This window comes from Bacillus sp. FSL K6-0268, from assembly GCF_038005425.1.
Taxonomy (GTDB): Bacteria; Bacillota; Bacilli; order Bacillales; family Bacillaceae_G; genus Bacillus_A; species Bacillus_A thuringiensis_S.
In genome coordinates this window covers 5,763,551-5,784,755 of sequence record NZ_JBBOTF010000001.1, presented here as the reverse complement: position 1 = coordinate 5,784,755, position 21,205 = coordinate 5,763,551, and the positions used below count along the sequence as shown (strand labels likewise).

Below are 21,205 nucleotides of genomic sequence, written 5' to 3'. Positions count from 1 at the left end.
CATATAAAAAGGAGAGGAAAACTTATATTTCAGTCTACCTCTCCTTTTTCATCACAAAATTACTGCTGAACATATATGGAAACTGATCCTCCACTTACTTGGAACTGCCCCCACCCGTCCTTATTAATTGTTACAGTATTTGTTTGATTACCCGTAATATCGTACCATACTTCCCCTGCGTTATTCTTCCCAACATCCATCCACTTTGACCCTCCTGGTCCATCAGAGATTAACGTTGCTAAACCAGAATTAGCATGTACACTATCACCTTCTCTTGTCCAGCCAATTACATCTGGATGATCAAAATAATCCCGCTGCGTACCATATGCAAAGTTTTTTCGTGCCGTCAAAATCGGATCAATTTTTTCCTTTAACGCTGGAATTTCATAGTTACTATTTCCTTTTGTACCATAGTAATCACCATAGAAAACAGAAGGATATCCCTCTGCACGCGTTAAAATAAATGCATATGCCAACGGTTTGAACCAAGGGCTCACTACAGATTCCAATGACTGACCAGGCTGTGAATCATGATTTTCAACTAGAGTAACCGCAAGTGTAGGATGATTCGCAACTACCGTTCCTTTTAAAATATTTCTCATATCATAATTCCCATTTCCTGTTGAAGCATAATGAAAATTATAATGCAGTGGTGCATCGAACACAGATTGATTATAATTGACCTTCGCTAAATAATTATTTAAAGTCTGGATATCATTTTGCCAATATTCAGCTACTGTAAACATTTCTTTCCCCGTTTGCTGTCTAACATGATTTACCCAATCGCGCAAATATTCATGATCAATATGTTTAACAGCATCTAAACGAAAGCCATCTAAATTTAATTCCTTCGCATACCACGTTCCCCATTTTTTCATTTCATTCGCAACATCTGGATGATCAAAATCAAGATCCGCGTACATCAAATAATCATAATTCCCATTCTCGCTAGACACTTCCCAGTCCCACGTTTTACCTATGCCCCTAAATTTATAAATTCGGTTTAATTTCTTTCCTTCATCCCAATCTGTTCCGTCAAAATGATACCATTTCCATTTGAAATTAGAATAAGAATCTCCACGCCCTGGAAAGTTAAATCCTGTCCAAGCACTAATTTCATAATCACCTGATACTTCAACATTTCGATTGCTTGGGTCTACCTCAACTGCTGTGACAGTTTCTGTATAATCAGCCCCACCTTTATGATTCATAACTACATCACCGTATACATCGATGTTTTTCTTATGTAAAGCGTCAATTGCAGACTTCAATTGTGCTTTCGTCCCATATTTCGTCCGCACTGTTCCCTTTTGATTGAATTCCCCCAAATCATATAAATCATATGCTCCATATCCTACGTCATTTTGCGTAGTTCCTTTATATGCAGGTGGTATCCAAACAGATGTAATTCCTTTTTGCGCTAAATTTTCAGCATCAGTACGCAAACGATTCCAATGATCCCCATCATTCGGAGCATACCACTCAAAATACTGCATTAACGTTCCATTGTTAACTGTATCTGCATATGCTTTACTCCCCTCATATATACTAGGTAAAAACATAACAACTGACAATCCGACTATTGTTACTCTTTTAAACATCTGTACACCATCCCCTTCTAAGAAAGCGTTTGCATAGTTTATCAGAATTATTATAATATTCGTTCCACCGTTAGTAAAGTAGCAATCTCTCACTCTCCCACATTATTTTTAATCTCACTTCAAATATTCAACGTAGTTTTAATTTCACATCCTATTCAAGATTGTTTACAATTTACCTATAAAAACATAACGGAGGGATTTCTATGACAGACTTTCAAAAACAATTTTTCGTACGATTATATATAGAAGAAAAAGACACAGTTTCATTTGAAGATTTATCTAACATTATGTACGCAATGGCACAAACTGTTCCTTTTGAAAACTTAAATATTCTCGAAAAGAATTTTAAAGAAATATCAAAAGAAAATTTGAAAGAGAAAATTTTAGTAAATAACCGTGGCGGTCTTTGTTATGAACTCAATCCTACTATGTATTACTTCTTGAAAGATTCTGGATTCGATGTTCATCTCGTTTCAGGAACAGTTTATAACGCTACAAACTCCATATGGGCTGTTGATTCTGGCCATATTGCAACCGTTTTAACACATCATAATGAACTTTATTTAATTGAAGTAGGATTCGGATCATACTTACCTCTTGCCCCTGTCCCTTTCTCAGGTGAAGTCATTCACTCTGTTACAGGAGATTATCGTATTCGTAAAGAAATGACCGAAAAGGGAAACTACATTTTAGAGATGCGGAAAAACAATGAGTTCTTGGATCAATCTTCTGCTGATGATTGGACGTTAGGCTATGCATTTTATATAGAAGAAGTGGATGAAGAAAAAGCAAATACAGCACAAAAAATTATCGTTGAACATGAAGGATCACCCTTTAATAAACTACCTCTTATTGTAAAACTAACTGAAGATGGGCATGCCTCTTTAACGAAAGATAGCCTTACAGTAGCGAAAAATGGTAAAAAAACGAAAGAAACCGTTACAGACATGCAATTTACAAACCTTTTACATTCAAAATTTGGAATTACACTATAAGTATGTAAGCCTTGTTATTTTAGCAAGGCTTTTCAATTTTCAGCAGGGATTTTTTGCAATTTGTTGTATTTCATAGTTATATAGAAATATAACTACATGTTTAGAAAGGAAATGATTATGACAGAACTTAAAGATCGATTACAAGTAGCTGATATAGAAAAATGGGATTTAACAGACATTTACCATACAATTGAAGATTGGGAAAGTGATTTTCATAAAATTGAAGTATTAACGAAGGAATTACACGAGTTTAATGGCAATATTCACGATGGCAATAGTTTATTAGCTTATTTAACGAAGAGTGAAGAAATTTCTAGCATAATATCTTTAATGTTCGCTTATGCACGATTACAATCTGACCTTGATACACGCGATACTGACGCGCAATCTCTTGTCGATAAAGTATCACAATTACACGTGAAAGTAAGTGCAGCTAAATCTTTCTTTTCCCCCTTCTTACTTAGCATAGACGAAAGCACATTACATTCTTACATAGAAGAAACAGAAGGCTTACAATATTATAAAGAAGACTTATTTGAATTATATCGTTATAAAAAACACGTATTGAATAAGGACCAAGAAGCAATTTTATCACAGATGGGTGAAGCTCTTTCTTCTCCACAGCACACATTTGGTATGTTAAACAATGCAGATATATTATTTGGTGAAGTGACGACTGACGATGGAGAAAAAGTGAACTTAACACGCGGAATGTATGCAAAGTTAATAGAAGATACGAATCGTGAAAAGCGTAAAGAAGCTTATAAAGCATATTACAAACCATATGTTCAGTTAAAGAATTCCATCGCATCTACTTTATCCGCTGCTATTAAAAATAATGTTACCGTTTCGAAGCTAAGAAACTATCCATCAGCGCTAGAGAAATCATTATTTGGCGATATGGTTCCGAAAGAAGTATATGAAAACCTTATTGATACAACGAAAAAAAACATTCAAACATTACATACATACAATGAAATTCGAAAAGAAAAATTAAACGTAGATGAACTAAGACAATACGACTTAGGCATCGATTTAGTAGAAGGTGCAAAACAAGACATCCCATATAGTGAAGCATTTGACATTATGATTGCATCACTAGCTCCTTTAGGAGAAGAATATATTGAGACATTAAAAAGTTTTAAAGATAAACGATATATAGACGTAAGAGAAACACCAGGAAAACGTTCTGGTGCTTATAACTTTGGTGTATACGGTGTTCATCCTTTCATTCTTTTAAATCATCACGATGATTTAAATAGCCTGTTCACTCTTACTCATGAATGCGGGCACGGTATGCATACGCACTATTCACATGGATACCAACCAAGAATTTCTGCACATTATTCTATCTTTGTGGCAGAAGTCGCTTCTACAGTAAATGAAGTGTTATTAATTCACTATTTATTAAAAGAAGCAAAAGAAACGAACGTGCGTAACCATTTAGTTAACCATTTTATTGAGAAATTTAAAGGTACTTTCTTTACACAAATCATGTTTGCAGAATTTGAAAAAATCACACATGAAATGGCTGAGCAAGGTAAACCATTAAATGCCCAAGTCTTCAGTGAAATTTATGAAAAGCTATTTAAAGAATATAACGGTGATTCACTTGTATTTGATGAAGAAGTAAAATACGGATGGGCTAGAATCCCTCATTTCTATCGCCCGTTTTACGTATACAAATATGCAACTGGATTCGCATCTGCCATTCAAATCGCTGATAAACTATTAAGCGGCGATCCAAATGCTCAAAAACATTATATTGAATTCCTTAAAGGCGGAAGTTCTGACTATCCACTAAACTTATTGAAAAAAGCTGGTGTTGATTTAACTACGCCAGAACCGATTGAAAGTGCATTGAAACAATTCACTCAACTTGTTGAGGAGTTTTCAGCATTATAAAAAGCATGCAGAGTATATACTCTGCATGCTTTTTTCATTTCGGTTACTTTATGCTAAATGTTGCTGCGTCACACAGTGAATCATGCCACCATACGCAAACAGCTCATTTACATAAATGCCGACAATTCTTCTTCCCGGAAACTGCCCTTCAATAATTTGAAGCGCCAACTTGTCATGCTCATCGCCATATATAGGAACCAATACAACCTCATTTCCAATATAAAAGTTTAAATATGAGCCCTTACAATCTGCTTCTTTTACAGCTTTTCTTGTCACCGGTACTGGTATAAGCTGAAATGGTTTTCCATCTATATTTCTTGCTTGTCTCAATTCTTGATAATGCTTTTCGTACGCCTCCAAAAGGTAGGATTCACTCTCCCCGAAAGGATCATATTCATAAAGAATTGTATTTTCATTTACAAAACGTGCTGCGCCATCAATATGGTAATCCGTATCTTCATCATAATTATCCTCACCACGAATACCAGTTATCCATATAAAATTCGTTACCCCCAAATACTTCGTTAACTCCATTTCAATCTCTTCCTGACTTAGTGTAGGGTTTCGATTTTCATTTATAATAGAAGTTTTTGCCGCCATTAAGGTTCCATTTCCGTTTATCTCTATTCCTCCACCTTCTAGACAGACACTAGATTTAACTTTTGGAATACTATACATCTCACTTATTTTTGCCGGAATAACAGCATCATTTTCATACGGATATTTATCTCCCCAACCATTAAAAACCCAGTGTGTTAAGCAGAGATTGCCTTCCTTATCTTTTACAAAGATCGGTCCATTATCTCTTATCCACACATCATCCGTCTCTTGAACTAAGAAATCAATTTTATCCATATCCACTTTCGCTTCCATTAACTTCGATTGGACATGTACTTTTTCTTCCTCATCATATACAACAATATGGACAATTTCTCCGTAATGAAGCTCCTTTGCCATCGTTACCCAAATATCATCTAGCTTAGCTCTGTAACCTTCACCTCTATTAGCTTTATCATGAGGCCATTGCAGCCATGTACCTTCATGTTTCTCCCATTCCGCAGGCATATAAAACAAACTATTTTCTATATTTCTCATACGTGTTCACCCCTTATATGAATGTACGTACAGTCTATACTTTGACATCGTGTTAAGGTCAACAGGAATATCTTCATTTACTTGTAGCAACTTTATAAGGTGACTCTTTATTTCGCCTTTTTATTATGATAAATTGCTTTCGTACATAGAATAAGGATTGACATAATGTTAATGTCAATCCTTATTCTCATTCTATTTTCGTAACTAAAAAACAAATTTGTGTCACATACTCTTCTGCTAAACAATCACATTCAGGCCCCTTTATATAAACCTCATATGGCGAATTAACTATTACACACCCATTTTTTTCAACCCATTCTTCTAACGCTATATAAGCGTAACCAATATAGTCGTAACTTCCATAATGCATAGTAGTAACGATTTGATGTGGACTTAGTTTTTTCATTTCATACTCTTGTGCTACGTCTTCATCATTCCCCTGCATAACCGGGATTCTTAATTCAATATCACTGTTACTTGGAATATATTCTTCATCATAAAAGACTGCAGATGGTGAACCGACTATTTGAAAATTATTTTTTTGTACCTCTTCATATAAGTCATAAAAATAATCATCCATATCATCCATATCTATTTTTACTCTTTGAATAATTATCGTTACTTCATTCCTCATTCCCATTAATATATCGTAATTTCTATGACGAGCAGTATTTAGACTACTATTCACCTTTACCATTTCATTCATTTCTGAAATAACCTGTAAATTTTGCTTCACTTCCTGAGACAACTCGATAATTTGTGATTGTATATGTTGAACAAACGAATCTTGATCCGATGACTGCAAAACAATTTTAATTTTTGGAAGAGGAAATTTATACTCCCTTAGCTTTTTGATTTTCAACGCTACTTCCAGCTGTCCTTGTTCATAATACCTATACCCATTAACCGGATTCACATATGCCGGTTTTAATATCTCCTCTTTGTCATAATGTCTTAACATCCGCGTACTCATTTTACAAATCCGAGAAAACTCAGCGATGGTATACATATCAATACTCCTTGAATACATTTTCTTTTCATTACTTATTTATTAAAACCAATCAAAAATCTTCTTCATTGAAAAATCTTCATTCTGATTTTTCAATCTTCTTATTTTCGAAGGTAACAAATGACTTGGACAATACCACGTTAAACAATTCATCGCGCCTCCCATTGTTGATATTTCTCCTACATGAATTTGAATAACTTGTTTCTCCGTATACTGTTGAATATATCGTAAAACTTCCTCGTCTTTAGCTAGTCCAAACTTAGGAACATACAGAGCATCACATGATTCTAACATATTTATATACAATCCTTTTGCCGATGCTATCTCTTGATCATATTGTCCTTTCTCTGTATACGATGAAGGAACAACTATAAATGCAGCTTCTGGCATTTGTTCTTGAATAATCTCTTGAACACTATATCTAAATTCATGATCCCCTAAAAAATCACTAATAAACATTGTATGTTCATCAATAAATTTAACCATTCCGTCTGCGTGTGCTAGTACATCCCCTTCTTCAGCAGGAATAATAATAACTCGGCTCACATCTAAATCCCATTCTAACTGCTCAATAATTTCCTCTTCTGTCCAATCATCGTTATCATCAAATATGCGTTCTGTTAATATTACAGTATCTTTTTTATTCCAAATAAGATTACCACCATCTAATATTAATGGAGATTTTACATATTCAAAGTCATTCTTTTTCAACCATTTATTAAATTGTTGATCTAAATATCGCCCTTGATCATCTGGCAAATAATTTGGTCGATATTTAAATTTAACTAGATGATTTGTGGCAACCGGTGCAACATCTCTTAGCCAAATATCATCATACTCAAAACAGCTCGTATGAAAGTCTTGTTCTTCAACAGATAAAGATATAAGTTGATCTGCCATTGATTTCTTTTCATTTAAACATTCATTAAAGTAAATCAAGTCTTCATAAAATGGTTGATAATATTCATTCGATTCGTCTGGTATTGCAGTAAAAATAATCCCATTATGTTTTTGTTCCATATTATTTACCTCGCTTTTTAATAGTAGTTACATAACTGATTTCACAAAGCCAACTATTCCTCAATTCATTTCTCTTTTCATTACAACTCATGAACCGCGTATATTTCATGAATGGATTATAGCATGGAGAAATATTATATATTTATATAAAAAATATAAAGCTGACGTTAAGCCTTAAATTGACTCTTGACAAGTTTTTTAAATAACCTATTTTAAAACAACAATAAATGATTAAATGATTTTTTTATCACGATTCAAACCCATTACTTCTAATAGATCGTTTTGATTATATAAATTCACTAAATGCGCTTCTACTCCTATACAAATTCCTTCTAGCGGAAGATCATTTGGATCCTGACCAAAGGGATCTTCAATTTCAACCCCTATTGCTTCAATACCTATGAATGCAAAACTTATAAATGTAAACTATTTTGATTATTGTAATGAACCATATTTACAAAAACCTCTTTCTCTATTAACCTTTTATTCTTTTAAATCACGAAAGTATACAATTAAATAATAGAATCATAAACCCTATCATTATGAGGCTGGTTAAGATTATTTCTTTCAATACCGTTACTCCTTTTTTGCAAAAAGATAAAATATCTTATTTAATTCAACAACAAATGTTCACTATTCTAAATCCCGACGCATCATTTTAGAATTCGCAATGAACAACGCACTAATTAATACAAAGATTGCACAGGCATATAACAATAAATCTAACGGACTATCGTGATCTATAATGATGAGACGCACAATAGCTGTTATACCTATATATATAAAATATCGTAATGGAAAATGAAAATTCATTTGAAAATACTTTATAATCATTACGATGAATTCAAAGTACAAAAAGAATACGACAATACTATCAATTAAATGATAACTAGATTCATTACCATCCAATTTCAGTTCTTGTATAAACTGAATGACTTCTTTCATAAGAAATACACTTAGAACAACCCCTAAGCAAATTAAAGCTACATTTAAAATGTACTGTAAAACGATAGGGAAATACGAAAACACTATTTTAAAATTCTTTAACACAAACATTTTTCTCCTTTACCATATAAAACGAAAAGCGAACATACACTACAATTCAATTATCATTATATTTAATTTTTATTTTTACAAATAATAAGGAACGACAAAATAGGTAAAGATAAGATTTCACCTATTTTGTCTATATAGCAGCACAACGAAATTACAATTAATTACTTCAATGCAATTGGTTGTTGTTGTGTCACACAATGAATCATGCCACCATTTTTATAAAGCTCTCTCACATCAATGCCAACTACTTTACGATCCGGGTATAACTTCTGAATCGTATCGTTTGCGATTTTATCATTCGGATCATTATAATTAGGCACTAATACAACTGTATTCCCAATATAATAATTGATATACGATCCCTTATAATCGAGAGTTTTTCCATTTTCTAAAGCAACTTTTTCTTTACTAAGCGGCAAGTATTCATACTTATATTTCTGTCCTGAAGCATTTTTGGCATCTAACAATGTATTCATATCTTTATTAGATAAACCCCATTCGGCTAGGTCATCTTCTTTCATCGTTACAATGGTAGAGTTATTATGGAATTTAGCAAATCCATCAATATGAAAGTCCGTAATATCTAAATTAGGTACTCCGTCTAACCAAATAAAGTTTGATACCCCAAGGTCACTTATATATTTTTCAATTTCCTTTTCTGATAAATTAGGATTTCTATTTTTATTCGTTACTGCACTTCGAGTTAATAAAGCAGTTCCATTGCTGTCTAACTCAATTGCACCACCTTCAAGGACAAATTTCCCCCAATCAATTCTTTCAATTCCTGATTGTTTACTGACATTCTCTCGTATTCGAGCATCATTTTTGTAAGGCGTTTTCTTTCCCCATCCATTAAATGCCGGGTCTAATATTTTTAAATTTTTATTATTGTCATAAACAAAAATCGGTCCACTATCTCTTGCCCATACATCATCAGTAGGCGCGATAAAGAAATCAATCTTCTCCATATTTAACCCTTCATCTGTTAAAAGCTTATTGATTCTCTTCTTTTCTTCCTGGTCATATGCAACAATGTGGACTTTCTCTCCCTCAGTTAAAGCACTTGCCATCTTAACCCAAATAGGTTCAACTTCCTGCTTATACTCTTCACCATATGTGTATTCATGTGGCCATTGCAGCCATGTACCTTCATGTTTATCTTTTTCATCTGGCATCGTATATTTCCCAGCATTTTTCTGTACCTCTACTTTTTCTCCTTCTTTCCCTTTAACATTTTCATTGTTACCCTCAAAAGAGCATCCACTAATAATCGTTGTAGATAATGTAGCTATTAAACAAAACTTTATTACTTTTTTCATTTTTTCAACCTCCTGTTCTTGTCTCCAATAATGTAAAGCTTCACATAGTGTGAAGCTCAAGCTTTTTTATCAATGTAAAAATTACCAATTATTCTTTACATTACTTAGCATTTAACTACCTATTTTGGTTTATTCAAATGCCAATCACCTTTCTTACCTATTTATCCCGCTATTTGTGGGCAGTAAGTAAAACTTTACAAAATAAAAAAATCGGTATTGATAATTACATATCAATACCGATTTTTTATAATTATTTTCCTTCTATTAAATCATTCGCCATTTTCCTAAATTCTTGATTAAATGCATCATTCATACCATTTTGGACGTTAGAAAATAATATGACAAACGTTCGTTTATCCCAGTTAAAATTATTAAAAGTGTTCCAGCCAGCTAATACACCGTGGTTATGATAATAATCTGGGTAAATATAGAAACTAAATCCATATTTTCTTGCAGGTGATGCAGAAAACATATCTGATACACTTTGTTTAGAAAGTAGTTTACCATCCATAATAGCTTCATCTAACTTTTTCATATCTTCAACAGTCGTATACATTTCACCACAACCATACAGCCAGTTCATTTTTAAGCGAGGCGTGGCTATTAACTTATTATCTTTTTTCGTATACCCTTCTGCTAAGAAAATATCCTCTGGAAGTGTTGCGCCCATTCCAGATTCATGCATTTCAACAGGAGTCAAAATATTTTCTTTCACATATTCAGCAAGTGGTTTATTCGATATTTTTTCTACAATATATGCAAGCACCATATAATTATAATCTGTATATTTCCATCCTGTCCCTGCTGGAAATTGTAACGTTTGTGCCCCAATCCACGTTACTAATTTTAACCGTGATGCTGCGTCAACACTACCTTGTCCCTGTTCTGGTAATCCAGACGTATGTGTTAACAAATTTCGTAACGTAATGTTTTTATCTGCCGGAAACGATGGGATATATTTATTTACATTGTCTTCAATGTTCAACTTCCCTTTTTCTTTTAGTTGCATAATAGATATTGCAACAACTGTTTTCGTAATAGACCCAATGCGATATTTCGTTCTTGGAGTTGTTAATACTTGATCTTTCACATTCGCATAACCGTACCCTTTTCGTAAAATGACATGATCTTTACTTGCTACAAGAACACTCCCATTAAATCCTTTATCTTTTAAGTACTGATCTAGTTTTCCAGCTGCAATTTCATAACGCTTTTTCGCATTCGCATCAACTTCCTGCTTAACATCTTTTTGCTTACTATTTACATTTAAAAATGCCTTTACATCATATTTTTTTCCTTTATTTGCATGTATTAGTGTAACAACACTTCCACAAAAAACAGCAAAAATAAAGAAAACGATTAACCATTTCTTTAACATACTAGGAACCCTCTTTTATCTAGTTTCACTTAACGTACATCCATTCTATTTTATATCTTTTAATTATCAAGTATATTATAATATTATTTAATATTCACTATGTTAAAACTAGATTCCTTTTTCTCATTTTCAATTTTGACTACTCTCTATTGTATTTCTTTCTAGCAAAATTTCCAACATACAATCGGATGCATTACACTATAATTTCAAATTCTTTTGTAACATTTGTTACATACTAAAAAGAATGGAGATGTAATATGAAAAACACCGATAAACGCAACCGTTTAGATGATAAGATGTTTCATTATCGGATAACAAAAAACAACATGGTATTAATTGAATATTACGGAAAACAAATTATAATATTAAAAGGAAATGATGCTGAAAAATTTTTAAATAAAATAAATCATGCAAATAACGATAAAGAAAAACAGCTAATTATGGCTAAAATTACAGGTAATTTCAAAAGAGGTAATGAACGAAATTGAAAACGAATCTCATTTACATTTTGATTATACAACAAATAAAAAAAGAAATGTCGCTCATTCAACATTTCTTTAGACTTTCTTCACAAAAAATTTACATTGCTAACATTCCTTTATTTTCTATAATTCCTATATAAGCTAACCGCTGAAATAGTTAGTAATACAACTATGCATAACCACGCATACGTATATCCCTTCTTATCTACAATATAACCAAATAAAGCAGGTGCAACAATAATGGAAATTTGATTTAATGTAAGTGCAAAACTCACTGTCATCCCTACCGATTCTTCACTTGCTGATTCTGCAACTTCAGTTATAAAAAGACTAAACCATCCAATCGAAAAGAACCCTAACAATGCACTTACACCATACAATACATTCGTTATTGTATGTATGCTCATTACTAATATTAGAATGAAGAGAATAGAAATACAAACAGTTATAAATAAAGGGGTGCGCCGATTTCCCTTATAAAACAAATCACTAGTAGCTGCTAATATAACCCTACCAACCATTCCAGAAAAGAACATAACGGAAAATACTTTTCCAGCTAAAATTGGCGTGATTGATTGTTCCAATACTAAAAATTTTATAAAGTGTGCAACTAACACCATTTGCAATGAAATCATACAAATGCCAGTTATATAAATTGCATACAACTCTTTTTTACACATCACTTCTTTTAACTGCATCCAAAAAGAAAGTTTAATACGTTCTTGTTTAACTTTCTCTTGAATATATGGTTCCTTATAAAATATAAAAAATAAAAACCCTCCAATTATACAAATGCATGCAATACTATTTACCGCATAAGCCATATTATATTTTATTGTAAGAAACGGGATCAATACTCCCGCTAACGTGCCACCAATCGGTATACCAGCTTGTCTAATCCCCATTGCTAACCCGCGATTTTCTTTTGGGAACCACTTTATTATCACCTTACTTCCTCCTGGCTGCGAAACACTATAAAACGTTCCTACTAATAAAAGTACAAAGAGTAACCCATTAAATTCATTGACCATATTAGTCAGTAAAAATGAACCTCCTAGTAAAAATGAGCTTATCGAAATTAACAACTTTTCATTGTATTGATCAAGTAGCCGCCCGACAAAAAGCATACAAAATAGCGGTCCTATATTTACAACACTTACTAGCAATCCACTCTCCGTATTCGTAAGTGCATATTCTTCTTTCCAAAATAATGCAAACGCTCCAACACCATACGTTATAAGTGTCGCTGTTGTTTGAGCAACTGTCGCAAAAATTAACATAACCCACTTATAAGTACTATTCACCCTTTCTTCCATTAACACAATAATCCCTCCATCCCCCTTTCATTGTATGAAAGTTCTGATATCATATAAAATAAAGATTTATTATGTAATCCATCAAAAAAAATGATACCTTTTATGGAGGGATGATACTTGGATATAAAAGATTTAACTGTATTTTACGAAGTTGCGAAAGAAAAAAACATATCTCACGCAGCGAAAAATTTAAACTATGTACAGTCTGGCGTAACAATGCGTATGAAACAACTAGAAAACGAATTAGGTGTGCCTTTATTTTACCGAAACGGAAAAGGTGTAACTTTAACTTCTAACGGTGAGATTTTATTAACATACGCCAAACAAATTATCCACTTAATAGATCAATCTGTTAAAGCAGTTCAAAGTAATGGGATCGAACCAAGAGGCACTTTAAAAATTGGATGTACAGAATCTACAACCGCTGTAAGACTTCCATCTATATTAACAGCCTATTATGAGAAATACCCAAAAGTCGAATTGATTTTAGAATCAAATACGACGGAACAATTGATTAGGCTTGTATTAGAACGAAAACTGGACGGAGCGTTTATAGCTGGCTCTACTCAGCATACTGAACTTCATACAAATATATTTCGTGAAGAAGAATTAGTTCTCATTAGCAAAAATCCTTTATCTTCCTTTAAAGACATCGGAGACATGAATTTACTTGCATTTAGTCGCGGGTGCTATTATAGAAATTTATTAGAAGATTGGCTTCAAGAAGAAGGAATTTCACCTAAGCGAGTATTAGAGTTCGGAACAATTGAGGCGATACTCGCATGTGTAAAATCAGGTATGGGCATAGCAATTATGATGAAGTCTATTTTAAATGATCATAAACATGACATATCATTCAACCCTTTACCAAATAGCTTCAAAAAAGTTCCTACTACTTTTATTACTAGAAAAGATATATATCACTCTGCTGCATTACAAAAATTTATGGAGATGACTCACAATGCGTGAAAAGAAAATACGTGGTATGAAACGAAAAACAAACACTTTAATAAAGCGAATTGAGGAACATACAAAAACGTTCCCTTCTATTTTCTATAACGATGAATATTGGAATATGCTATTGCCAGTTTCGCAAACTTTTATCGACTCTCGTAAAACACCTAGAAAAGTAAAGCGATTATGTATTCAAACCTTATTAAATCAAGCAAATCATTTAATAAATATGAAACCGAGCGATACACATACATATCGAGTTGTTGTTTTAATTTCTATAAATAATTTGTGGGGTTCGCAAATCATTATATTTAAAAATGAGGACTACTTTCATAATTTTTTTAATAGAAATAGTGAATTTCAAAAATGGATTCTTCTTTCAAATGAAATTGATTTTTGGGAGAAATTAGAAATTCCAGTTTGTCATTCCTTCGAAACGCTTCGCTTTCAAGAAATTATTTATGATGAAGATGAATGCTACGAAAAAGAGATTCTGTTTATCGGGGAGTTAAATTAAAAAGGGTGTACCTAAAACACTGGTATACCCTTTTTCACTTATTTCCCCTTCAATACACTATGTAATCGATCCGGATAATTTGTAAACATTCCTGTAGCACCCCATTTGATTAACAGTCTCATATCTGGTTTCTCATTAATTGTATAAGGATGAATTAACAGTCCATTTTTCCTAGCTATTTTCATATATGATTCATCAATAATTAGTTCTCCGTTATCATTACGTAAGTTTGGTCCAATACCAGCTGCATACTTTTTAATTTCTTGAAAATCATCATTCGTTACACTTTTCGGTTCATGTGTAATGCCAGACCATTCAACAATTTCATTGTTTTCATTTGGATAATACCAAAGCAATTGAACTAACGGAATATTTTCATTCATACTATGAATCTTTTTCAAACTATCTTTACTAAATGATTGAATCATAACACGGCTAGATGACATGTTTTGACCTACTAAATTATATTTATTTAACAATGCTAACAATTTCTCTTCCATTCCTGGATACACATCTGGTGATTTTGTTTCAATGTAATACTTCATGCTTCTTCCATACTTTTGGAAGATTTCTTCAAGAGTCGGAACTTTTTGCCCAACATACTCTTGCTTAGCCTTTTCTGGATACGCTTTATTAAACCACGTTCCTGCATCTAAACTCTTTATTTCGCTTAACGTTTTATCACGTACTTCGCCTGTTCCATTTGTAGTGCGATCAACTGCTGTATCATGCATTGCAATTAATTGGCCATCCTTTGTTAATTGAATATCTAACTCTAAATAATCCGCTTTCATTTTTTTCACTAAATCATAAGAAGCAAAAGTATGCTCAGGTGCATGTCCACTTGCTCCGCGATGTGCAATATTTAAAAACTTATTCGTATTCCATTCATGCTTCCCTTCTGCTTTCGCATGAACAGCTCCCCCAACAAAGATACTTCCCGTCATAAAGAAAATAACTAAAACGCTAATAATCTTTCTCATCCTTCTAACCCTTCCTACGTTGCAAATTTCAACAAGCTAATGAGATTTACACGAAATAGAAGACACACTTTCATTATTTTTATAGACCTATATTAAAATTCCAATCTTACAAATATACTTTATCTATATTATTAATATAGAAAACTAGTATTATCCTATTTAATTCCTATAGTCCTCCTTTTCATATGTAACTCTCTATTTTGTACGATTCATTCAATAAAAAAAGCCATAAATTATTTAGAATACACTCCTGTATCCCTAAATAAATTTATGGCTTTTCTCAAATATCTCCGGCCTCTATTAACTTGTCGAATTTAATCATACCAAACCTATTGAAATTTGTGAATATTTTTTTCAGTACAGTGAAGCACATAAAACAATATTTCTGTAGTTACTTAAAAATCACATAATAAATTTCTCATTACCTCTTCCAATACTATATCTGGATTTACTACCGTTTTTTCCGAACGCCATCCGATAAAGCCATCTGGTCTAATTAATACAGCACCTCCATTCTCTATACCATATAATTTGCTAAAAATATCTTCTGGAACAACAAAGTCTCCACTTAAGCCAACACGATACCCTTTTATATTTATTCCTAATTTAGCTGAAACAGCATGTGCTGCCTCAGCCCAAGAACTATTTTCTACTCCTGTAAGTAATACAAAACTGTTACCGAATAAGTCTAATGTAGAAACTTTCTTTCCTTCATAAGTTCCCCATAAATGCGGTGCTCGTGTTCCAGGTCTCCCGTTCAACTCTATGCTATCCATTCTATGTGGAGTGACTGAATTATCTATAATTGCCTCTGAACAATACTGATATCCAACTGTAACAGCTAAAACATCCATATTATTCAAACTGCCTTCCTCTCTATTCGCAGCACGAAACAGTAAACTACTTGCATAAGCTGTCGTTAATTTTGCAACAGAGTGTCTCTCTTCATGATATGTTTCTAGCAATTTTGGTTTTGCCTTCCCTTTTATAACAGCCGCTAATTTCCAAGCTAAGTTATGCGCATCTTGTATTCCTGTATTTGAACCAAATCCTCCTGTTGGCGGCATAATATGTGCTGAATCTCCAACTAAAAAGGTTCGATTTCCTTGAAATTTCACCGCTGTACTTTCGGCCGCTTCCCACGGTAAAACACTTAATATTTTTGATTCAACATTTGTACTTCCAATTGCTATTTGAATAATTTGTTTACAACGTTCTATAGTGAAGTCCTCTAGCCCCTCTCCTTTTAATGGATCGTAGGCTACATGATAAATCCATTTTTTTACGTTATCAACTGGGATAAGTGCACCAAGAACCTCCGGATGAAGTACCATCGAAAAACCGAATGCGTCTCCTTGTATAAACTCTCTTAAATCAGCTTCAAAATAAATATTCATATAATAGCCACCAATGGTTCCACGCCCCTCAGTTTTAATCCCTAACTGCTCACGTATTTTACTTTTCGCTCCATCCGCTGCAATTACATAGTCACAATGTATGACACTTTCTTTTTCTGTTTCACGATTTCGAATCTTTGCTTTTGCCCCGTTTTCATTTTGTTCAAATGAAACTAATTCATGATAAAAAGATAGTTGCCCGCCTAGCGTTTTTGCTTCTTGTAACATCATCTCTTCTAAAATAATTTGATAACATGCAGTTTGTTTTGATGGACTAATCTTTTCTATTTTTTGAAGTAACTCTTCATCGTTTCTGTATTGCGTCGCTCTCATTTGTTCCAATTCTTCTTTATTCGCCTCAGCTATTGTATGAACCGCTATTCTTCCTCGGCAGTTCTCTAATGCTTTACCTGCCAATTTAATTCTTTGTTCCAAGCCTAATTCTCGAAATAACTCCATTGTACGTAAAGTAAGACCGCCTGCTTTCGGATGAATGGCAGTAGACGGATGCCTTTCAATAAGTAAGTACTCAATGTTATGTTTTGCAAGAAATAACGCAGACGCTAACCCAGATAATCCCCCTCCAACAATTAAAACTGGTACATAATTCGATTTCATATATTTACCCTCCACATCATTGTTCTGAGCTCAGTGACATAAATATAATCAAAAAAAACATTAAAATATAGACTTATATTTCATTTTGAATTATCATATAGATAGATTACGCCCCAAAATCCCTTTTACCTTTTCATACAGATATAATCCACCTGAATTATATCTGTATGAAAGTGTAAAACAAAAGAACGTACTTTACGTTGAACTATGTTCTATCGTAAAAATCAAAAATAATAAAAACATTATAAACGGTCGTAACCTTATGGATTATACAAGGTTACGACCGCTTATTTTATTGTTACATCATTTTTTGTTTTTAAAACTTCATCTATTGTGTTATGTAGTCCTTCCAATCCCTTTTCTATCTCCCTATAATTTTCAAAAATAAAAAATTCATTCGTCTCGATTTTCTTTCCCAATATTGCACCTCATACAACAATCATGTAGCATTACCGTATCGAAGTAATGGTTCGTTATCTTAAACCTTTCGACTAATTAGCAGGAGGCAAAGTGATTGAAATGAATAAACAAGAACAATTAAATATTATAAAAAAAGATTTTATTGATTCTCAAAAAGTATTATTGGCAATTGGTGATGAAACACGTCAAGCTATTTTATTAGTGCTAATGGAAACGGAATGTCAAACAGGATTACGTGTAGGAGAAATCACGAAGCAAACACACCTTTCCCGTCCAGCAGTATCACATCACCTTAAGATTTTACGAGAAGCTGGCATTATTTTAATGAGAAAAGAAGGTACAAAGAATTTTTATTATATTGATATACGTACAAAATTAGGTTTATTAAAAAATCTTGTATTAGATATTGAGAAGCTATTGCAAAACTTTTATTAAAACTTGGAGGTATAAGAAATGAAAGCAATGATAATTGATAGATATGGAAAAGTCCCAATGCGTATGGCAGAGGTACCTACTCCTGAAATAAAAGAGTATGAGGTGCTCGCAGAAATTCATGCAGCTAGTATTAACCCAATTGATTTTAAAATACGCGACGGAAAAGTAAAAATGTTACTGAAATATGAAATGCCCCTAATCCTTGGTAATGACTTTGCCGGTGTCATCACGAAGGTTGGATCAAAAGTAACTCGTTTTAAAGTTGGTGATGCAATATATGCTCGTCCAAGAAAAAATAAGATTGGTACTTTCGCGGAGTATATAGCCATTCATGAAGATGATATAGCTTTAAAGCCGAAAAATTTAAGTTTTGAGGAAGCTGCTTCGATTCCACTTGTTGGCTTAACATCATATCAAGCATTACATGACATCATGCAATTACAAAAAGGACAAAAGATTTTAATTCACGCTGGATCCGGTGGTGTTGGTACTTTCGCAATTCAGTTAGCAAAAATAATGGGTGCTACTGTTACAACGACTGCTAGTGAAGCTGGTGCAAATTTAGTAACGTCTCTTGGCGCAGATGAAATTATTAATTACAAAACAGAAAAATTTGAAGATATACTAAAAAATTATGATGCGGTATTTGATACAATCGGCGGTGCAACGCTTGAAAAATCATTCAATATTATAAAAAGCAGAGGAAACATTGTTTCCGTTTCAGGTATGCCGAATGCACGCTTCGGTAAAGAATTTGGTTCAGGATTCTTTAAAACTCTCTTATTTTCATTAGCCAGCAAAAAACTTACTGCACTTGAAAAAAAGCATAATGCTCAATATTCATTTTTATTTATGAAGCCAAGCGGGGATCAATTACGTACTATTGCAAACTATATTGAAGCCGGAAAAATCAAACCGGTAATCGATCGAGTCTTCCCTTTTGAAGATGCGCAAAAAGCAATGGAATATTCAGAGTCTGGAAGAGCAAAAGGAAAAATAATTGTAAAAATTAAATAATAATAAAACCTCCATTTTCTTAAAATGGAGGTTTTAAATTTGCTGTTAAATAGACATAGTGCAATGAAGTCCTTACAATAGATTGCAAGGGGAAATATTATATTATACTTTTAGTTAACTTTACAAAGAATACATACGTACAAATACATAACTTAAAATACAAAAAGGAGGAGATACAATGACTAAAAATAATGAAACAGGTTGGAATTTAGATAATAGTTATACGACTTTACCACAATCATTTTATACAGAAATCCCCCCTACTCCCGTAAGTTCACCGGAGTTAGTTAAACTAAACCATTCATTAGCGATATCTCTTGGCTTGACCCCTGAAGAACTGAAAAAGGAAGCTGAAATTGCTATTTTCGCTGGTAATGCACTCCCAGAAGGAGCTCATCCATTAGCTCAAGCATATGCTGGCCATCAATTCGGACATTTTAATATGTTAGGCGACGGTCGTGCTCTTTTAATTGGCGAACAAATTACTCCTTCAGGTGAGCGTTTCGATATTCAACTGAAAGGTTCTGGCCCTACTCCCTATTCACGCCGAGGAGATGGCCGTGCTGCACTCGGTCCGATGCTACGTGAATATATCATTAGTGAGGCAATGTATGCACTTGATATTCCGACTACTCGCAGTTTAGCAGTTGTCACAACTGGTGAAGCAACATATCGTGAAACAAAGTTACCTGGAGCAATTTTAACTAGAGTAGCTAGTAGCCATATACGCGTCGGTACATTTCAATATGCTGCAGCTCGTGGTTCAATAGAGGACCTGAAATCACTAGCTGACTATACGATAAAAAGGCATTACCCAGAAATTGAAGCTCATGAAAACCGATATACTGCATTACTACAAGAAGTCATTAAAAGACAAGCCAGTCTTATCGCAAAATGGCAACTTGTTGGATTTATCCACGGTGTAATGAACACTGACAATATAACGATTAGTGGCGAAACAATTGATTACGGTCCTTGTGCATTTATGGACAATTACAATCAAGGAACCGTATTTAGCTCTATTGACACACAAGGTCGTTATGCATATGGAAATCAACCATATATGGCCGCATGGGACCTCGCTCGATTAGCAGAATCTTTAATACCAATTCTGCACGAAGATGAAGAAGAAGCATTAAAGATCGCCCAAGACGAAATTTCGAAATTTAGCGTACAGTATGAAAACCATTGGTTCCTTGGAATGAAAAAGAAATTAGGACTATTTAGTACCGAAGAACAAGATCAACCACTTATTGAGCAACTTTTAAAAATGATGGAGAAATATAAAGCAGATTATACAAATACATTCCGTTCATTAACTCTTGATGCTATTGAAAATACAGCTCTATTTGAAAGTCCTGAATATAAAGATTGGTACAAACTGTGGCAATCTCGATTAAAAAGACAAGAACAATCGAAAGAAAACGCCTACGAAATGATGAAAAATAATAACCCATCAATCATCCCAAGGAACCACCGTGTAGAAGAAGCACTAGAAGCAGCTGTTACAAATGACGACTATAGCGTAATGGAGAAACTTCTTGAAGCTTTATCAAACCCTTATGCGTATTCTACAGATCAAGAAGAATACTGCATTCCGCCTGCACCGACGAATCGCCCTTATCGTACTTTTTGTGGGACTTGATTAAAAATTTGTTTTTATTTTAACCCAAAATTTATTAAGTTAA

At 33.4% G+C, this 21,205-nt stretch carries 19 protein-coding genes and 1 pseudogene; 8 read left to right on the top strand and 12 right to left on the bottom strand.

What is annotated here, in order from left to right:
• Positions 1 to 59 precede the first annotated feature (59 nt).
• The gene (gene amyS / locus MHI28_RS30020; protein WP_086412956.1) at positions 60 to 1,601 is read right to left on the bottom strand and encodes an alpha-amylase; all 1,542 of its coding nucleotides are present in this window, start codon (positions 1,599 to 1,601) and stop codon (positions 60 to 62) included.
• A 203-nt stretch (positions 1,602 to 1,804) separates the two neighbouring features.
• Here amyS and MHI28_RS30015 point away from each other — a divergent pair, with 203 nt between their 5' ends.
• Both MHI28_RS30015 and pepF read left to right on the top strand, forming a co-directional pair.
• On the top strand, positions 1,805 to 2,596 hold the full coding sequence (locus tag MHI28_RS30015) for an arylamine N-acetyltransferase family protein (RefSeq protein WP_000129232.1): 792 nt from the start codon (positions 1,805 to 1,807) through the stop codon (positions 2,594 to 2,596).
• Between the two features lie 117 nt (positions 2,597 to 2,713).
• Complete coding sequence (pepF, locus tag MHI28_RS30010; RefSeq protein ID WP_000137532.1) at positions 2,714 to 4,501, top strand: oligoendopeptidase F; 1,788 nt, start codon at positions 2,714 to 2,716, stop codon at positions 4,499 to 4,501.
• Between the two features lie 48 nt (positions 4,502 to 4,549).
• Here the strand turns inward: pepF and MHI28_RS30005 are convergent, their stop codons facing one another.
• The 7 genes and pseudogenes from MHI28_RS30005 to MHI28_RS29975 all read right to left on the bottom strand — a co-directional run bounded on the left by MHI28_RS30005 (position 4,550) and on the right by MHI28_RS29975 (position 11,378).
• Positions 4,550 to 5,596, bottom strand: a complete 1,047-nt coding sequence (locus tag MHI28_RS30005) for an agmatine deiminase family protein (protein ID WP_001244192.1) — start codon at positions 5,594 to 5,596, stop codon at positions 4,550 to 4,552.
• Positions 5,597 to 5,783: 187 nt separating this feature from the next.
• On the bottom strand, positions 5,784 to 6,605 hold the full coding sequence (locus tag MHI28_RS30000; RefSeq protein ID WP_000287988.1) for a MerR family transcriptional regulator: 822 nt from the start codon (positions 6,603 to 6,605) through the stop codon (positions 5,784 to 5,786).
• Positions 6,606 to 6,647: 42 nt separating this feature from the next.
• Positions 6,648 to 7,625: an agmatine deiminase family protein gene (locus MHI28_RS29995; protein WP_000435525.1), complete on the bottom strand. Its 978-nt coding sequence runs from the start codon at positions 7,623 to 7,625 to the stop codon at positions 6,648 to 6,650.
• Positions 7,626 to 7,856: 231 nt separating this feature from the next.
• Positions 7,857 to 8,048, bottom strand: a pseudogene (locus MHI28_RS29990) (bestrophin family protein); the annotation flags it as partial.
• Between the two features lie 210 nt (positions 8,049 to 8,258).
• Complete coding sequence (gene psiE / locus MHI28_RS29985; protein ID WP_000916570.1) at positions 8,259 to 8,675, bottom strand: phosphate-starvation-inducible protein PsiE; 417 nt, start codon at positions 8,673 to 8,675, stop codon at positions 8,259 to 8,261.
• A 167-nt stretch (positions 8,676 to 8,842) separates the two neighbouring features.
• Complete coding sequence (locus MHI28_RS29980; protein ID WP_000755771.1) at positions 8,843 to 10,000, bottom strand: agmatine deiminase family protein; 1,158 nt, start codon at positions 9,998 to 10,000, stop codon at positions 8,843 to 8,845.
• 250 nt (positions 10,001 to 10,250) lie between these two features.
• Positions 10,251 to 11,378, bottom strand: coding sequence for a serine hydrolase domain-containing protein (locus tag MHI28_RS29975; RefSeq protein ID WP_000915206.1), 1,128 nt, complete (start codon positions 11,376 to 11,378; stop codon positions 10,251 to 10,253).
• A gap of 257 nt (positions 11,379 to 11,635) precedes the next feature.
• On the opposite strand from MHI28_RS29975, the gene MHI28_RS29970 reads away from it, so the two are divergent.
• Positions 11,636 to 11,866 carry a hypothetical protein gene (locus MHI28_RS29970; RefSeq protein ID WP_000798792.1) on the top strand — a complete coding sequence of 77 codons (231 nt, stop codon included), beginning with the start codon at positions 11,636 to 11,638 and terminating at the stop codon, positions 11,864 to 11,866.
• A 110-nt stretch (positions 11,867 to 11,976) separates the two neighbouring features.
• Here MHI28_RS29970 and MHI28_RS29965 read toward each other — a convergent pair whose 3' ends face one another.
• A complete protein-coding gene (locus MHI28_RS29965; RefSeq protein ID WP_015945864.1) occupies positions 11,977 to 13,176 on the bottom strand; it encodes an MFS transporter in 1,200 nt (399 codons plus the stop codon).
• Between the two features lie 117 nt (positions 13,177 to 13,293).
• On the opposite strand from MHI28_RS29965, the gene MHI28_RS29960 reads away from it, so the two are divergent.
• Both MHI28_RS29960 and MHI28_RS29955 read left to right on the top strand, forming a co-directional pair.
• The gene (locus MHI28_RS29960) at positions 13,294 to 14,145 is read left to right on the top strand and encodes a LysR family transcriptional regulator (RefSeq protein WP_000351677.1); all 852 of its coding nucleotides are present in this window, start codon (positions 13,294 to 13,296) and stop codon (positions 14,143 to 14,145) included.
• Positions 14,138 to 14,647 (top strand): DUF3916 domain-containing protein, encoded by a 510-nt coding sequence (locus MHI28_RS29955; protein WP_001208325.1) that lies wholly within the window; start codon positions 14,138 to 14,140, stop codon positions 14,645 to 14,647. The genes MHI28_RS29960 and MHI28_RS29955 overlap by 8 nt, the downstream gene beginning before the upstream one ends.
• Positions 14,648 to 14,685: 38 nt before the next feature.
• On the opposite strand, the gene MHI28_RS29950 is transcribed toward MHI28_RS29955, so the two are convergent.
• The 3 genes from MHI28_RS29950 to MHI28_RS29940 form a co-directional block, all read right to left on the bottom strand.
• Positions 14,686 to 15,630: a glycerophosphodiester phosphodiesterase gene (locus MHI28_RS29950; RefSeq protein ID WP_001226361.1), complete on the bottom strand. Its 945-nt coding sequence runs from the start codon at positions 15,628 to 15,630 to the stop codon at positions 14,686 to 14,688.
• A 395-nt stretch (positions 15,631 to 16,025) separates the two neighbouring features.
• A complete protein-coding gene (locus MHI28_RS29945; protein WP_000841683.1) occupies positions 16,026 to 17,645 on the bottom strand; it encodes an FAD-dependent oxidoreductase in 1,620 nt (539 codons plus the stop codon).
• A gap of 287 nt (positions 17,646 to 17,932) precedes the next feature.
• Positions 17,933 to 18,064 (bottom strand): hypothetical protein, encoded by a 132-nt coding sequence (locus MHI28_RS29940; RefSeq protein WP_000516656.1) that lies wholly within the window; start codon positions 18,062 to 18,064, stop codon positions 17,933 to 17,935.
• A 91-nt stretch (positions 18,065 to 18,155) separates the two neighbouring features.
• Here MHI28_RS29940 and MHI28_RS29935 point away from each other — a divergent pair, with 91 nt between their 5' ends.
• The 3 genes from MHI28_RS29935 (at position 18,156) to MHI28_RS29925 (ending at position 21,162) form a co-directional block, all read left to right on the top strand.
• Positions 18,156 to 18,500 carry an ArsR/SmtB family transcription factor gene (locus MHI28_RS29935; RefSeq protein WP_000571870.1) on the top strand — a complete coding sequence of 115 codons (345 nt, stop codon included), beginning with the start codon at positions 18,156 to 18,158 and terminating at the stop codon, positions 18,498 to 18,500.
• A gap of 18 nt (positions 18,501 to 18,518) precedes the next feature.
• Positions 18,519 to 19,517: an NADP-dependent oxidoreductase gene (locus MHI28_RS29930; RefSeq protein WP_000646432.1), complete on the top strand. Its 999-nt coding sequence runs from the start codon at positions 18,519 to 18,521 to the stop codon at positions 19,515 to 19,517.
• Between the two features lie 178 nt (positions 19,518 to 19,695).
• Entirely contained in the window at positions 19,696 to 21,162 is a 1,467-nt protein-coding gene (locus MHI28_RS29925; protein ID WP_000164912.1) for a protein adenylyltransferase SelO, read from the top strand.
• The last annotated feature ends 43 nt before the right edge of the window (positions 21,163 to 21,205 follow it).